Annotated in this window: 15 protein-coding genes; 11 read left to right on the top strand and 4 right to left on the bottom strand. The window is 54.4% G+C overall.

Annotation, left to right across the window (positions count from 1 at the left end; genetic code table 11):
* Positions 1–2 precede the first annotated feature (2 nt).
* From ACJROR_RS14395 to ACJROR_RS14380, 4 genes are all read right to left on the bottom strand, one after another.
* The gene (locus ACJROR_RS14395; protein ID WP_406547704.1) at positions 3–272 is read right to left on the bottom strand and encodes a hypothetical protein; all 270 of its coding nucleotides are present in this window, start codon (positions 270–272) and stop codon (positions 3–5) included.
* Positions 273–346: 74 nt separating this feature from the next.
* Positions 347–541: a hypothetical protein gene (locus ACJROR_RS14390; protein WP_406547703.1), complete on the bottom strand. Its 195-nt coding sequence runs from the start codon at positions 539–541 to the stop codon at positions 347–349.
* A 195-nt stretch (positions 542–736) separates the two neighbouring features.
* Entirely contained in the window at positions 737–1072 is a 336-nt protein-coding gene (locus ACJROR_RS14385) for a hypothetical protein (RefSeq protein ID WP_406547702.1), read from the bottom strand.
* A 75-nt stretch (positions 1073–1147) separates the two neighbouring features.
* Positions 1148–1399, bottom strand: a complete 252-nt coding sequence (locus ACJROR_RS14380) for a hypothetical protein (RefSeq protein WP_406547701.1) — start codon at positions 1397–1399, stop codon at positions 1148–1150.
* 654 nt (positions 1400–2053) lie between these two features.
* On the opposite strand from ACJROR_RS14380, the gene ruvA reads away from it, so the two are divergent.
* The 11 genes from ruvA to ACJROR_RS14325 all read left to right on the top strand — a co-directional run bounded on the left by ruvA (position 2054) and on the right by ACJROR_RS14325 (position 13840).
* A complete protein-coding gene (ruvA, locus tag ACJROR_RS14375; protein ID WP_406547700.1) occupies positions 2054–2665 on the top strand; it encodes a Holliday junction branch migration protein RuvA in 612 nt (203 codons plus the stop codon).
* Between the two features lie 204 nt (positions 2666–2869).
* Positions 2870–3862 (top strand): Holliday junction branch migration DNA helicase RuvB, encoded by a 993-nt coding sequence (gene ruvB / locus ACJROR_RS14370; RefSeq protein WP_406547706.1) that lies wholly within the window; start codon positions 2870–2872, stop codon positions 3860–3862.
* A complete protein-coding gene (ybgC, locus tag ACJROR_RS14365; RefSeq protein WP_406547699.1) occupies positions 3862–4293 on the top strand; it encodes a tol-pal system-associated acyl-CoA thioesterase in 432 nt (143 codons plus the stop codon). The genes ruvB and ybgC overlap by 1 nt, the downstream gene beginning before the upstream one ends.
* Positions 4294–4606: 313 nt before the next feature.
* The gene (gene tolQ, locus ACJROR_RS14360) at positions 4607–5302 is read left to right on the top strand and encodes a protein TolQ (protein WP_406547705.1); all 696 of its coding nucleotides are present in this window, start codon (positions 4607–4609) and stop codon (positions 5300–5302) included.
* Complete coding sequence (gene tolR / locus ACJROR_RS14355) at positions 5299–5730, top strand: protein TolR (RefSeq protein ID WP_406043637.1); 432 nt, start codon at positions 5299–5301, stop codon at positions 5728–5730. Before tolQ ends, tolR begins: the two co-directional genes overlap by 4 nt.
* A gap of 28 nt (positions 5731–5758) precedes the next feature.
* Entirely contained in the window at positions 5759–6856 is a 1098-nt protein-coding gene (gene tolA / locus ACJROR_RS14350) for a cell envelope integrity protein TolA (protein WP_406547698.1), read from the top strand.
* A gap of 55 nt (positions 6857–6911) precedes the next feature.
* On the top strand, positions 6912–8198 hold the full coding sequence (gene tolB, locus ACJROR_RS14345; protein WP_406547697.1) for a Tol-Pal system beta propeller repeat protein TolB: 1287 nt from the start codon (positions 6912–6914) through the stop codon (positions 8196–8198).
* Between the two features lie 64 nt (positions 8199–8262).
* Complete coding sequence (gene pal, locus ACJROR_RS14340; protein ID WP_406547696.1) at positions 8263–8829, top strand: peptidoglycan-associated lipoprotein Pal; 567 nt, start codon at positions 8263–8265, stop codon at positions 8827–8829.
* Positions 8830–8841: 12 nt separating this feature from the next.
* Entirely contained in the window at positions 8842–9558 is a 717-nt protein-coding gene (gene ybgF, locus ACJROR_RS14335) for a tol-pal system protein YbgF (RefSeq protein ID WP_406547695.1), read from the top strand.
* 68 nt (positions 9559–9626) lie between these two features.
* Positions 9627–11297 carry a hypothetical protein gene (locus ACJROR_RS14330; protein ID WP_406547694.1) on the top strand — a complete coding sequence of 557 codons (1671 nt, stop codon included), beginning with the start codon at positions 9627–9629 and terminating at the stop codon, positions 11295–11297.
* 539 nt (positions 11298–11836) lie between these two features.
* A complete protein-coding gene (locus tag ACJROR_RS14325; protein WP_406547693.1) occupies positions 11837–13840 on the top strand; it encodes a 2-isopropylmalate synthase in 2004 nt (667 codons plus the stop codon).
* Positions 13841–14050: the final 210 nt, after the last annotated feature.

Below are 14050 nucleotides of genomic sequence, written 5' to 3'. Positions count from 1 at the left end.
CTTTATTTTAAGAGTTTGGAAACCCCGAAGCCGGTGGCAAGGCCGCCGATGGTTGCCCCCACAGCGGTGCCGATGCCCGGAAAAATGGCAGTGCCGATGGCTGCTCCTGCCCAGGCTCCGCCGGCTCCGGCGGCAGTGCTGGCAGCGGTTTTGGCGGTTCTTTTGGCAAATTCGGAGCCGGTGATTTCATAATTGATGTAATTCACGAAATCGCAGGAGATGTCGAAAACGGCACCGACAATCCGGCTGATGTTGTCTTTACTGATTTTCATGGTATGTTCCTTCTTCAAAAATAATAGCTGACAGTGCTGGCGCAAAGCGGGGAGAGTTCTCCCCGGGAAAATCCTCAGATCTCAGTGGGAATCTCGGACATCTTTTCGAGAGTATCATTGATGACCTCAGCCACTGCGCCGATTTCCTCGCGGTGCTCCCAGTCCCATTCTCCTGCTTCCACGGCGGTGTCGTAAGCGCTGGAGGCCAGGTCGCAGGCGGTGTCAAAGCCGCTGGATACCGTGTCGCAAATATCATCAAACCAGGACATATTCATTCTCCTTTTATTGGTTAGTTAGTTGGTTCGGCAGGTTAAGCTTTTGTTGGCCTGCTATCGAAGGTCTTTGAAACAGCTGATTTGAAGACCTTCCTAATTGTTCATGGTAGATCCGGGGCTTTAGGATTCGGGAACAAAAAAGTGCAATGTTCCCGTCTTCATTCGATCCCCGGAATTCCAGCTCGGCCTTTAATCTAAGAGCTTGGATGCAATGTCATTGATGACAGTGCCTGCTCTGGTGCCGATGGCAGCGCCCGCAGCAGCGCCAATGACCGGACAGAAGACAGAGCCGATGGCGGCTCCCGCAACGCTGCCGATGACGGCTCCCGTACAGGCTTCGCTGGCGGAAGGGGAAGCAATGGCAGCGGGTTTTGCGGGGGTTGGGGCAGCTTTGGCTCCGGAGTTTTTCTTATTGGCGTGACGCACGGCGTTGCGGGAGGTGTTGATTTTGATGGTGGTAGTCCGGACAGTCTTGATGGTGGTGGCGGTGGTGGTAATCCGGACGGTGGTGTTAGCTTTTTTCATAGTATGTTCCTTCTTCAAAAATAATAGCTGACAGTGGTGGCGCGAAGCGGGGAGAGAACTCCTCGGGCAGAATCCTCAGTTGTCAAAGGTATCATCGGGAATCCAGTCAATAATAGCCTTGCCAATCTCAATGGCTTCGCCGATTTCCTCGCGGTGCTCCCAGGCCCATTCCCCGATTTTCTCTTGATAATCCCAAGACCATTCGTTTCTTTCCGTATCAGGGACGGGGAAACAACATTCACCTCCGCATCCGCATCCACATCCACATCCATAGGATTCGGCAAAGAATTTGGATATCGCATTGCCAATATAATCAAGCCAGGACATATTCATTCTCCTCTTATGGTTAGCCGGTTAAGCAGGTTAAGCTTTTGGTTTGCCTGCTGCCGAAGGCCTTTGAAACAGCTGATTTGAAGACCTTCTTAGTTGTTCATGATAGACCGGTGACTCCCGTGCTCCGGAACAAAAAAGTGCGGGAAAAAGCGCGGGGTTTTTGTCCCCATACCGGCTTCTCTGCGGGTAATCTGTAATTCAGATTATGAAGGATTTTGCGAGGGGAGATTTTCTCAGCTATGGCTGAGAGTAATTGACGACGGTATGGCAGCAGCGGAACATAACGGCATTTTTGGAACGTATGCGGCCGTTAAAACAAGTATGTGTGACGCTGGAGATAAACGATCGCGGGCCGTGCATGTCAGGTACATTGATCCAGAAACGGGATCCCCCCTGAGCGCCGCTCCTGCTCTGTTCTTGTATCGGCTCTGCCTTGCATTCACCGCACTCGTTTCTTTCTCGGGGTCTGATTTTCAGTTTCCCTTTTCTGTCTTCCTTTCTTCATTCATTCACTTCTCTTTCACTTCTTTCGTTTTTAATTGCTGAAAATCCTCCTGCTCTATTCACAAAAATGCCCATATTCAGTATATTTATTGTTTTTTGCAGGGTCGTGCAAAAGCAGATTAGTGAAGTGAGGCAGGGCAGTTTATGATAGGTTCGCTGAGAGGAAAAATTCTGGAAAAAAACGCTCCGGAGGTGCTTTTGGAGGTTTACGGCGTCGGCTATGAGCTGGCTGTGCCCATGATGAGCTTCTACAAGCTGCCGGAACCCGGACAGGAAGCCTTCCTTTATATAGCTCACATTATCAAGGAAGATTCCGAAAGCATGTACGGCTTTGCGGATAAATCCTCCAAAAGACTGTTTCTGGAGCTTATCAAGGTTTCCGGCATCGGCCCCAAGACCGCTCTGGCCGTGCTTTCGGCCATGACCCCGGAGGATTTCGCCCGGGTGATCCGGGACGGCAGCTTCCAGCCTCTTACCAAGATCCCCGGAGTAGGCAAGAAAACCGCTGAGAGAATAGTGGTGGAAATGCGGGATCGGGTGTCCGAGTGGGCGGATCCCAAAACTCAGGCAGAGGTGCAGCAGAGCAGCCCTGCGGCTCCGGTGCTGCCGGAAACCAATCAGGAGGAAGAGGAAGCCTGCCAGGCCATTATTGCTCTGGGGTACAAGCCGCAGTGGGCCTCCGCCGCAGTGCACAAGGCCTATAAGAAGGGCATGTCCGCCGAGGAGGTTATCAAGGCAGTGCTGGCGGCAGTATAGCGAGACAGATTTTTGGAGTTTCCGGAGGCAAGGACAGATACAGAACTTTTTCAGGATCCGGAAGCTGGTTTGAGACGATGGTAAATTTTCAGGAAATATGAAATGGCAATAGAAAAGGACAATCTCAAAGGTGATGTCCCGGCAGCGGGGAAGGGCTCCGGCAAAGCCCCGGCAGCTTCGGGAGGACGGGATCTTTCCGGACGCATGGTATCCGGGGAAGTCTCCGGCAGCGATGACGAATCCCTGGATCGGGCGCTCCGGCCGCAGTTTTTCAAGGACTATATCGGACAGGAGAGCCTTAAAAGCAATCTGGATATCGCCATCCGGGCGGCCCTGAAAAGAAAGGAGCCCCTGGATCATGTGCTGGTGTACGGCCCTCCGGGGCTGGGCAAGACCACCATTGCCAGCATTATCGCCAACGAGATGAAGTCCAGCCTTATTACCACCTCCGGCCCGGTGCTGGAAAAGAAGGGCGACCTTGCGGCGCTGCTCCTCCGGCTTAAAAAGGACGATGTGCTTTTCATTGACGAAATCCACCGTCTGAACCCGGTGATCGAGGAATTCCTCTATCCGGCCATGGAGGACTTCAATGTGGACATTATGATGGGTGAGGGCCCGGCCGCAAGATCCATGCGGGTGCCTGTGGCTCCCTTCACTCTTATCGGGGCCACCACCAAGGCGGGATCCCTGACCTCCCCGCTCCGGGCTCGCTTCGGCATTGTGGAGCGTCTTAACTATTACTCCCACGAGGAGCTCCGTACTATTGTGGATAACTCCTCCCGGCGTCTTAAGCTTAAGATTGACGCCGAAGGGGCTCTCGAGATCGCCCGAAGAAGCCGGGGCACTCCCCGCATTGCCAACAAGCTGCTCCGCCGGGTGCGGGACTATGCGGATGTGAATAACTCCGGCATGATCACAGGACCGGTGGCCAAGAAGGCTCTGGAGCTTCTTAATATTGACGAGCTGGGTTTTGATTACTTTGATCGGCAGTATCTTCTGACGATAATTCAGGATTTTCAGGGAAAGCCGGTGGGGCTGAATACCCTGGCCGCCACTCTGGGAGAAGACCGGGACACTATTGAGGATGTGCTGGAGCCTTATCTGCTTCAGGAAGGATTTATTCAGAGAACCCCCCGGGGCCGCATGGTTACTGCAAAAGCCTACGCGCACTTCGGGATTGCGGAGGACATTAAATAATGAGCGAGGAAGCCATGGAGAATGCGGAGCCGTTTTCTATCAAGGTAAGGGTATATTTTGAGGATACCGATGCCGGCGGTGTGGTCTACAATGCCAACTATGTGAAATTTATCGAAAGGGCCAGAACCGAGTGGCTGAGGCACCGGGGCTACGAGCAGCGGGGCATGCTGGATTCCGGTCTCGGCTTTGTGGTGTCCAGTCTGGAAATCGGCTTTAAGAGACCGGCCCGGCTGGATGACGAGCTTACGGTAACCTGCGAGGTGGAAAGCCTGATGTCCGCATCGGTAACCTTCCGGCAGACGGTGCTCAATCAGAAGGGCGAGCTTCTGGTAACTGCCAAGGCCAGAATTGCCTGCGTGGACATGAAGGCCATGAAGCCGTGTCTCTTCCCGGATAATCTGAAAAAGGTTTTTGCTCCGGACGCCGTCTGAACGAGACCTCAATGAAACACGGCTGACACCTGAAATGACTCGCGAATGACACCTGAAGGAGCCTTGGGATCTTCGGAGAGCCCTGAGTTTTTCATCAGGGGACGAATCCCCGGAAACATGGTGTATAATGCGGGACTGTTCATTCAGGGTAAGCCGCCCGGGCGGTTTTGCCGGTGAAGAGTGAATAAAGAGCAAATAAAGAATGAAGCAGCGGGAACAGGTTAATTGCGCGAGGTAGAAAGTGACGGCTGAAGAATTGCCCATGAGGGCGGCAGAGTCCGTGCAGGATGTTGCGATGTCGGCAGGCGCTGACATTTCCATTACCAGTCTTATCATGCATGCCAGTCCGCTGGTGCAGGGAGTGATGCTGTTTCTGGTGCTCCTCAGCATCATAAGCTGGACCATTATCATTCAGCACGGAAGATACCTGAAGCGCTGTCGGAAGGAGGCCGATGCCTTTGAGGATCGCTTCTGGGGCAGTTCGGATCTCAATACCCTCTATCATGGCTGTGCCGGAAACCGGGATCAGTCCGCCATGGAAAAGATTTTTGTCGCCGGCTTCAAGGAATTCGCCCGCATGCACCGGGATGGCGTCAAGAACAAGGACACCCTGATGGACGGCACCTACCGGGCCATGAAGGTAAGCTGCTCCCGGGAACTGGAGGAGCTGGAAAACCATCTCCCCACTCTGGCTACCATCGGTTCCATCAGCCCCTATATCGGTCTTTTCGGGACGGTGTGGGGCATTATGAGCGCTTTTATTGCTCTTTCCGCCGTGAAGAATGCCACTCTGGCCATGGTGGCTCCTCCTATCGCTGAGGCTCTGATCGCCACGGCCATGGGTCTTTTTGCGGCAATTCCGGCGGTGCTGTTTTACAACCGCTATGTGGTAAAGGTGGACAAGCTGGAAAATCAGTACCTGAATTTCATTGACGAATTTTCCACCATTCTGAATCGCAATACTGCGGCTAATGCCGAGAAGACCGATAAGAAGGGGCAGCCCTCATGAGAAGAAGCCGCGCCAAAAAACGTCCCATGGCGGAAATAAACGTGGTGCCCTATATTGACGTGATGATGGTGCTCCTGGTGATCTTTATCGCCACGGCTCCGGTGGTCATGCAGGGGGTTACGGTGGATCTCCCGCAGGCCGAATCCGAGGCCATGAGCGAGGATCAGAAGATCCCCGTTATTTGCAGCGTGGATGCCAGGGGCCGCTATTTTGTGGAGATCCCCGGAGGCGGCGCCGTGCCGGTGGAATCTCTTCAGGATCTTTCCGAAAGAGTGCAGCTTTATCTCAGAGACAAGCCCGGCTCTCCGGTAGTGGTGCAGGGAGACGTGCGCGCCTCCTATGACAGCGTTATTCAGCTTATGAATTCTCTTAAGAATGCCGGCGTGGAAAGCGTCGGACTGGTTACCGAGCCTCTTAAGAGCAAATAGCTGAAGACCAGAGGGGAGTTCCTTTCAGATGAAGTACAGTCTTGCATCATCAGCTGCCATCGCCGTTCTTTTGCATCTGGCGCTGTTTGCTGTGCTTTATTTTAATGCGGACTTCACCCCGGAGCCCCCCAAGGAGAAGGAAAAGCCCCTGATTCATGCCACTATGGTGGATTATGAATCGCTCCCGGCCCAGAAGGAAGCCCGGAGAAAGGCGGCTCTGGAGGCCAAGCGAAAGGCGGAGGAGGAAGCCCGAAGAAAGGCGGAAGCTGAAGCCCGGAAGAAAGCCGAGGCCGAGGCTAAGAAGAGGGCCGAAGCGGAAGCCAAGAAGAAGGCGGAAGCCGAAGCCCGGCGAAAGGCCGAAGAGGAAGCTCGCCGGCAGGCGGAAGCCGAGGCCCGGAGAAAGGCTGAGGAACAGGCCCGGATCGAAGCCGCTCAGAAGGCCGCTCAGGAGGAAGCCAGAAAGCAGGCGGAACTGGCTTTAAGAAAGGCCGAGGAAGCCAAGAAGAAGGCCGAAGAAGAAGCTAAGAAGAAGGCTGAAGCCGAGGCTAAGAAGAAGGCTGAAGCGGAAGCTAAGAAGAAGGCCGAAGCTGAAGCTAAGAAGAAGGCTGAAGCCGAGGCTAAGAAGAAGGCCGAAGAGGAAGCTAAGAAGAAGGCTGAAGCCGAGGCCAAGAAGAAGGCTGAAGAGGAAGCTAAGAAAAAGGCCGAAGCCGAGGCTAAGAGGAAGGCTGAAGCGGAAGCCAAGAGAAAAGCCGAAGAAGAGGCCAGAAGAAAAGCCCGGGAAAAATCTCTGGAGGATGACATTCTGGGATCTCTGGACGGCCCCGGAAACGGTCAGGGGACTCCCGGAAACAATGCCCAGCTGGAAATGGCTCAGCGTTACGGCTTGACGGTGAAAAGCATTATTGAGGATTCCTGGCACGTGGAAAAGGCCATGAACGGCAAAACCGTCAACCTGACTGTCAAGATTTCCGAAAACGGCAGCATCAGCGGTCAGACCTGCACCGGAGACAGCAGGGTATGTCAGACGGTTATTCAGGCTTTGGAGCGCATTCACTCCTTCCCGCCGCCGCCCAAGGAATGCAGCGATTGCCGGGTGATTCATTTCAAGATGACGCCGAAAATTTAATTTAAAGTGGTTTTTAAGGAGCTGGCGTCAAAAAGGACGCATCAGGAAAAGCAATATGAGACTATGGGGTAAGGCCTTAAGTGCCGTTACACTCTTTTTGGGACTTACGGGAATTGTTCAGGCGGATCTGAACCTGGAAATTACCGGCGGTATGGATGTGGGCCGAAAAATCGTGGTAGTGCCCTTCGGCGGACAGACCGGAGTTAACGAGGATCAGAATCTGGCCGGAATCATTTCCGCGGATCTGTCCCGTACCGGGGTGTTTTCCCCGGCAGCGGGCGGCAGCGCCCGCCCGGCCACCGGAGAAGAGGTCAGGGCCTCTGATTTTCCCGCCGGCACCGAAGCTGTGGTGGTAGGCCGGGTAGCCAAGGGCGCCTCCGGCTATGTGGTGCATTTCGAGCTGATATCGCTGAACTCGGGCTCTCCCCAGGTGCTTCAGAGCATCAAGGCGGACGTCCCGGTGAACCGCCTTCGGGAATACGGGCACCGCGTCAGCGATCAGGTATATGAAAAGCTCACCGGCTCCCGGGGCGGCTTTGATACCAAAATCGCCTACGTAAAAAGAGTTTTTGCCTCCAAGCATCCTTATCAGCTGGCAGTGGCTGACTATGACGGCAAAAACGAGAGAGTGCTTCTGGTGTCCTCCCAGCCGCTTATGAGCCCGAAGTGGAAGAACGACGGCCGCACCTTGGCTTATGTTTCCTTTGAGAAGCGCCGCCCGGAAATCTATACTCTGGACATGGCAGCCCGCTCCCGCAAGCTTATTACCAGCTTCCCGGGACTGAACAGCAATCCGGCCTGGTCACCGGACGGCTCCAGTCTGGCCATGGTGCTTTCCAAGGACGGCAACCCCGAAATCTACGTGCTCAATCTGGCCGGAAAGAGTCTGAAGCGCGTTACCAGCAACCCCGGCATTGATACCGAGCCCTCCTGGTCTCCGGACGGCCGGAAGCTTTATTTTGTTTCGGAAAGAGCCGGCGCGGCCCAGGTGTTCAGCATGGATCTTTCCAGCGGAACGGTGGCCCGGGTAACCCGTTCTCCCGTAAAGAACCTTTCTCCGGTTGTAATGCCTGATAATTCAGGTATAGTGTTAATAAACAATAACGGCGGCTTCCGGGTGTCCCGGCAGGATTTTGCCGGCAGCCTTTACCCTCTTACGGGAACCACGCTGGATGAATCTCCCACGGTTTCTCCGGGAGGCACCATGATTATTTACAACACAGTCAAGGGCGGCAAGAGCGTCCTGGCTCTGGTTTCTGCCAACGGCAGATACCGGGAGATTCTTAAGAGCACCGGCGGGGAGTATTATTTCCCCTCCTGGTCAGGATATGCCGGAAGGTAAGCGCGCGGGAAAATTTTCCGCAGCCGGTCAAAGGCTTGATTTATAAAACGCAAGGGATTTTTTTATGTTAAATAAGTTTGTTTTATGTTTTTCCGCGGGATTGCTGTTAACCATGGGACTTACCGGATGCGCTACCAAGAATGATGAAAGCGCAAACGACGGCCCGGCCATTGTGGAGGATCCCTCTATTGTTGAAAACGGCGATTCTCTGGAGAACGGCGCCATTGTGGTAGGAGATGATTATGCCTCTCCCAATGACGGTCTGGATCTTACCAAGGAGCAGCGGGCGCAGCTCCAGGCTCTGAAGCAGGATAACATTATCTATTTTGCTTTTGACAGCGAGGCCATTCCCACCAATTACGTCAGCCTGTTGGAGGCTCATGCCGATTTCCTGAGAGGGGCTTCAAAGGTTACCATTATCATTGAGGGACATACCGATGAACGGGGCACTCCGGAGTACAACATTGCTCTGGGCGAACGCCGCGCCCGCGCCGTAGCGCAGTATCTCCTCAATCTCGGGGTTCCGGCTCAGCAGATCTCCATTGTCAGCTACGGCGAGGAAAAGCCGCAGATTTTCGAGCATAATGAAAACGCCTGGAAGAAAAACCGCCGGGCGGTAATCTCTTACTAATAAGGAGTGAACATGGCTTTTTTGAAGCTTAAGGGCGCTTTGGGAACAGCTGTGGCGCTGTCAGCCGTTTTGCTTTCGCCTATGGCCGTTGCCGAGCCTACCATGGCTCAGCTGGAAAAACAGCTTAATGACCGGAATGCGGCTCTTCTGAAAATGCAGAACCGCGTGCAGCAGCAGGATGCCGCCATCAGGGATCTGCAGGGCCGGGTGCAGGATCTTTCCGACAGGTTAAGCGCGCTGGAAAAGGGCGGAGCAAAGCCTCAGGCTCCCGCCGCCAATCCTGCCGCTGACCAGACCGCAAAGCAGGAACCGGCAACGGCTCCCGCAGCTCCGGCTCCGGAATCTAAAAAAGCCTCCGGAGATCCCAAAAAGCTTTATGAGGAGGCCTTTACTCAGGTACGGGACAATGACCTTCAGAAGGCCGAAGCGGGCTTTCTGGAGCTTATTAAGGATTATCCCGATTCCGATCTGGTGCCCAATTCCTACTACTGGCTGGGCCAGATCTACTATAAGCAGAAGCAGTACCAGAAGTCCCGGGAGAATTTCCTGAACGTTACCAAGTACAAGAACTGCTCCAAGAGGGCGGATTCCATTTACAAGCTGGGCGCCATCGAGGAGCTTCTCAAGAATCCTGACAAGGCTAAAAAGTTCTATCAGGTGGTGATTAATTCCTACAAGGGCTCCACTGAGGCGGTACTGGCTCAGAAGGCTCTGGATCGTCTTAAGTAACAGGACAGTTACTGCCATATCCCGGTTTTGTGCCGGGATTTTTTATCTCAAAGCCGAAAGGAGACCCTATGACAGACATTTCCGCGCAGATCCCTTTGCGGGTTTATTGCCGCAACTGCAATACCCCGGCGGGGTTCGACATTCTGAAGCAGACCTATCGCTGTCCGGGCTGCGGCGAGCTTACCGGCATTGCCGAAGCCGGCCAGGCGGCCCGGAACTGGCGCCGTCTTAACAGAGAGAATACCCGGGAACGCCGGGAAGGCACCGAATACCGGGAATGCACATGTCCCTCCTGCGGGGCCCGGGTGGTTTTTCCGGAAGGCGATGCTTCCCGGAAGTGTCCCTACTGCGACAGCGCTCTGATAAGACCGGAGCTTTTGGATGCGGCCCGGCTTCCGGAGATCATGATCCCCTTTTTCATTACCCCGAAGGAAGCCCGGGAGAGAATGCAGGCCTGGGCGGAAAAGCATGCCAAAACCCCCGAGGGGCAGGCCGTTCTGGCCGCTCTTGACCATCTCACCGGGTGTTATGCTCCCTACCAGCTGGTGCGGGGGCCGGTAGAGGGCACGGTGTACCGGGATGGCGGCACCCGCGCCTATCGCTGCTCCGGCTATCTGGAAGGCATTGCCATAAGCGTTTCCGCCAAGCTGGACAACCTGGTGATGAACGGCATGGAGCCCTTTGACTGGTCTCAGGCCCGGCCCTTTGAATACGGCCTCATTTCCGGACAGCCGGTGCAGCTAATGGACCTCAGCGAGGCGGATACGGAAAAGCGGACGGAGGAGGAGGTGCGGGAGGATTTCCTTCCGGAGATCGAAAGAGTGCTGCAGTCCACGGGGGTGAATGTTACCGTGGCTTCCGGGGATCTTCTGACCCTTAACGCGCTTCTTCCGGTGTACTTTATCAAGGAGGGGAACCTCCTGGCGGTGATGAACGGCCAGACCGGAAGAATAGCCGTTTCCGAATCCCGCTCCAGGGTGACCTGCCCCTGGGTTATTGAGCCCCTGATTTACACGGTGATTCTCACTTTGGCTCTGGGCTGGTTCGGGGACTTTGATGCCGAGCTCATGGTGTACGGGGGCCTGGTATTCGGGATCATCATCTTTGCCATTATGGGAGACGGCAGAAAATCTCTGGTACGGAATATCGTGCTTAAGTCCGAGGTTTCCCGGGCCCGCCGGGAGAACCGCAGGCTTCATATTGACGAGAGCCGGGACATTCTGAAAAACCCCTATGACAACAGTCCGGTGTTCCGGGAGCCCAACGAAAGGGGCGAAATCGTTCCGGTGGTGATCCGCTTCTACGGATCCGGAAGAATTCTGAAGCTTCTGGTCACTTCCTTTGTTATTATTTTTTTGCCGGCGCTTCTGGCGGTTCCCCTGCGTCTCCTGGCCATGGAGTCCGGGGAAGCCTTCATGGCCAACTTTCATTTGGAATACGGCGCTGCCTGGTATACCCTCGCAGCCGTGACGGTTCTGATCTACCTGCTTAAGGCCGGCCGGGTCAGCGTTTATGATACCCCCATCATGTACGAGATCATGCCGGACGGAAGCCATCGCCGCATTAAGGGATCCGGAGCCGGGGGCGGGAGTTTCCTTTCCATGTTCAGCGATGCGGAAGGGAACTCCCGTCTGGCGCTGTTCTGGCAAAGGGAGCGTGCTGCGGGCTGCTTTGCCATTGGCATGATCCTCTTTATTCTCCTGGGAAGCGCTCTTACCATTGTGTTCGGGGGCGAGTAGCAAAGACCCCGGGAAAAGAAGAAAAGAGGGTCCGAAAGAGAGAGACGGAAAGAGAGGCTTGGAGAGAGACTTGCTCGTTCCGTCTCGGCGTTCCTGCCGGAGGCATCGGCATCAGGCAGGCTGCAAGCCCCTCGTGGTGGGGCTGCTGTATTTGAGCCTCAGAAAGCTGTCATATCCTTTAATTTCAGGCAGCGCGGGGTGTTTTCGGGGTAAAGGGGCAGCGCCCCTTTAATTATTAACCGGAAGGCGCCCCCGGGCGGCTTCCTCCTTAATTATTATTTCTCAGCGCAACCGCCTCTCGAAAACTCTGTCTTTCAAAACATCCGTCTCTCAAAATCTCAGCCCCTGGAACCTTTAACCTCAGCCTCTTTCCTGCCCGTATCGCTGGCAGCGGCTCGCAATGCCTGATGCTTCCTGATGCGGATTCGGCTTCTTCCGGGGAAAATTTTCCGGAGAAAGTGAGAAATGTCTTTCCTTTTTCTGAATTTTGCTTAAAATATATCATAAGTTTTGATTTTTTTTTTACAAAAGAGGCTCCTATGATTCAAACTGGTAAATACAAGAGACAGTACTTTCTGCCGCCGGTCAGCTCCATGGACTGGGTGAAAAAGGATTATATTGAAAAGCCTCCGGTCTGGTGCTCCGTTGACCTCCGGGACGGCAATCAGGCTCTTATCGAACCCATGAGTCTCGAGGAGAAGCTGGAATTCTTCGCCTTGCTGGTTAAGATCGGCTTCAAGGAGATCGAAGTGGGTTTTCCGGCTGCCTCCGAGACCGAGTTTGATTTTGCCCGGGCTCTTATTGAAAGAAACATGATCCCTGATGATGTGACCATTCAGGTGCTCACTCAGGCCCGGGAGCATATTATCAAAAAAACCTTCGAGGCCGTGCAGGGCGCTCCCAGAGCCGTGATCCATCTTTATAACTCCACCTCCGTGGCCCAGCGGGAGCAGGTCTTCAAGAAGGATCGGGAGCAGGTTAAAAAACTGGCCGTGGACGGCGCCCGGCTTCTGAAGCAGCTCGCTTCCGAGACCGAAGGAAACTTTTCCTTCGAGTACAGCCCCGAGAGCTTCCACGGCACTGAGGTTGACTATGCTCTGGAGGTCTGCAATGCGGTTTTGGATGTCTGGGAGCCCAAGCCGGATCACAAGGCCATTATCAATATTCCGGCTACCGTGGAAACCGCCATGCCCCATGTTTTTGCTTCGCAGATTGAGTATCTCAGCAAGAATCTCCGCCATCGCGAGAACGTCATGCTCAGCATTCATCCCCACAACGACCGGGGCACCGGCGTCTCCGATGCGGAATTGGGCGTTCTGGCCGGAGCCGACCGGGTGGAGGGCACTTTGTTCGGGAACGGCGAACGTACCGGCAACGTGGATATTATCACCGTGGCCATGAATATGGTGGCCTATGGCATCGATCCGGGACTGGACTTTTCGGAAATGCCCAAGATCCGGGAAACCTATGAGCGCTGCACCAGAATGCATGTCTATGACAGACAGCCCTATGCCGGAGATCTGGTGTTTACAGCATTTTCCGGTTCCCACCAGGATGCCATTGCCAAGGGCATGGCCTGGAGAGAGGAGCACGATCTCAAAGAATGGACTGTGCCTTACCTCCCCATTGATCCCGTGGATGTGGGCCGCACCTATGATTCCGATGTCATCAGAATCAACAGTCAGTCCGGCAAGGGCGGCGTGGCTTATATTCTCAGCCATGCCTATCACTTCACCATCCCCCTTAAAATGCGGGAGCAGCTGGGCTATGCGGTTAAGCAGGTTTCCGATGAGGCTCACAAGGAGCTTTCTCCGGAATGGGTTTACGAGATCTTCACCGATAACTACATTAACTGCACCCCGAACTTTACCGTGCCGGAAATCCACTTTACCCAGTCTGACTGCATCATGGCCAGCGCCAGCATCAAAACCGGGGATCGCACTACCGTGGTTAACGGTAACGGCAACGGCCGTCTGGATGCGGTAAGCAATGCCATTAAGCAGTTCTTCGGCATCAGCTATGAGCTTCAGATGTACGAGGAGCATGCTTTGACTCAGGGATCCTCCTCCAAGGCCGTGGCCTATGTGGGAGTGGCCTGCAATGGCGAAAACTTCTTCGGCGTGGGCATTGATGACGACATCATCAGGGCTTCTGTAGCCGCTCTGGTAGTGGCGGTGAACAAGATCCCCGCTCTGGCTCAGAATCTCAATGAGAAGGACGAGCGTCTTATCAGCATTATGAACTTCATGCAGGCGCATTATCAGGATGTGACCCTGGAGCTTCTGGCTGAAGAGCTGGGACTTTCCACTCCCTATGTTTCCAAGTATATCCGGGACAAATCCGGCAAGACCTTCGGGGAGCTCCTGTCCGGCATCAGAATGAAGCGGGCCAAGACGTTGCTTAAAAACACCAACCAGACGGTGGAAAGCATTGCCGCGAGCTGCGGCTACCAGAATACGGAGCACTTCAGCAGAAGCTTTAAGAAGGCCTTTGGCATTACTCCGGCGCAGTATCGCAAGGAAAGCGCCTCCCCCATTGTCTGAGGGATGAGTTAAGCCGGGACTGAGACCGGATCTGATCTGCCGCAGTCCGGAAAATGCTGATCACAGTATAGTTTGGGAAACTGCCCCGACTTTTTAAGCGGAAACGGCATTCCTGTTCCTGAGGGCGGGAGGAAACCTTAAAGGTTCTTCCCGCCCTTGTTTTATTGGGGGTAAAGCTCCTTCTTAAGAAAGTTCACTTTAGATATACTT

The organism is Succinimonas sp., from assembly GCF_045225735.1.
Taxonomy (GTDB): domain Bacteria; phylum Pseudomonadota; class Gammaproteobacteria; order Enterobacterales; family Succinivibrionaceae; genus Succinimonas.
This window is presented reverse-complemented; position numbering and strand designations above follow the sequence as displayed.

Coding starts and splice junctions, on each gene's coding strand:
- ACJROR_RS14330 (WP_406547694.1), top strand. CDS start 9,627: ATGACAGACATTTCCGCGCAGATCCCTTTGCGGGTTTATTGCCGCAAC.
- ACJROR_RS14325 (WP_406547693.1), top strand. CDS start 11,837: ATGATTCAAACTGGTAAATACAAGAGACAGTACTTTCTGCCGCCGGTC.
- ybgC (WP_406547699.1), top strand. CDS start 3,862: ATGAGCGAGGAAGCCATGGAGAATGCGGAGCCGTTTTCTATCAAGGTA.
- ACJROR_RS14390 (WP_406547703.1), bottom strand. CDS start 541: ATGTCCTGGTTTGATGATATTTGCGACACGGTATCCAGCGGCTTTGAC.
- ACJROR_RS14380 (WP_406547701.1), bottom strand. CDS start 1,399: ATGTCCTGGCTTGATTATATTGGCAATGCGATATCCAAATTCTTTGCC.
- ACJROR_RS14385 (WP_406547702.1), bottom strand. CDS start 1,072: ATGAAAAAAGCTAACACCACCGTCCGGATTACCACCACCGCCACCACC.
- ruvB (WP_406547706.1), top strand. CDS start 2,870: ATGGTATCCGGGGAAGTCTCCGGCAGCGATGACGAATCCCTGGATCGG.
- ybgF (WP_406547695.1), top strand. CDS start 8,842: ATGGCTTTTTTGAAGCTTAAGGGCGCTTTGGGAACAGCTGTGGCGCTG.
- tolA (WP_406547698.1), top strand. CDS start 5,759: ATGAAGTACAGTCTTGCATCATCAGCTGCCATCGCCGTTCTTTTGCAT.
- tolB (WP_406547697.1), top strand. CDS start 6,912: ATGAGACTATGGGGTAAGGCCTTAAGTGCCGTTACACTCTTTTTGGGA.
- ACJROR_RS14395 (WP_406547704.1), bottom strand. CDS start 272: ATGAAAATCAGTAAAGACAACATCAGCCGGATTGTCGGTGCCGTTTTC.
- ruvA (WP_406547700.1), top strand. CDS start 2,054: ATGATAGGTTCGCTGAGAGGAAAAATTCTGGAAAAAAACGCTCCGGAG.
- pal (WP_406547696.1), top strand. CDS start 8,263: ATGTTAAATAAGTTTGTTTTATGTTTTTCCGCGGGATTGCTGTTAACC.
- tolR (WP_406043637.1), top strand. CDS start 5,299: ATGAGAAGAAGCCGCGCCAAAAAACGTCCCATGGCGGAAATAAACGTG.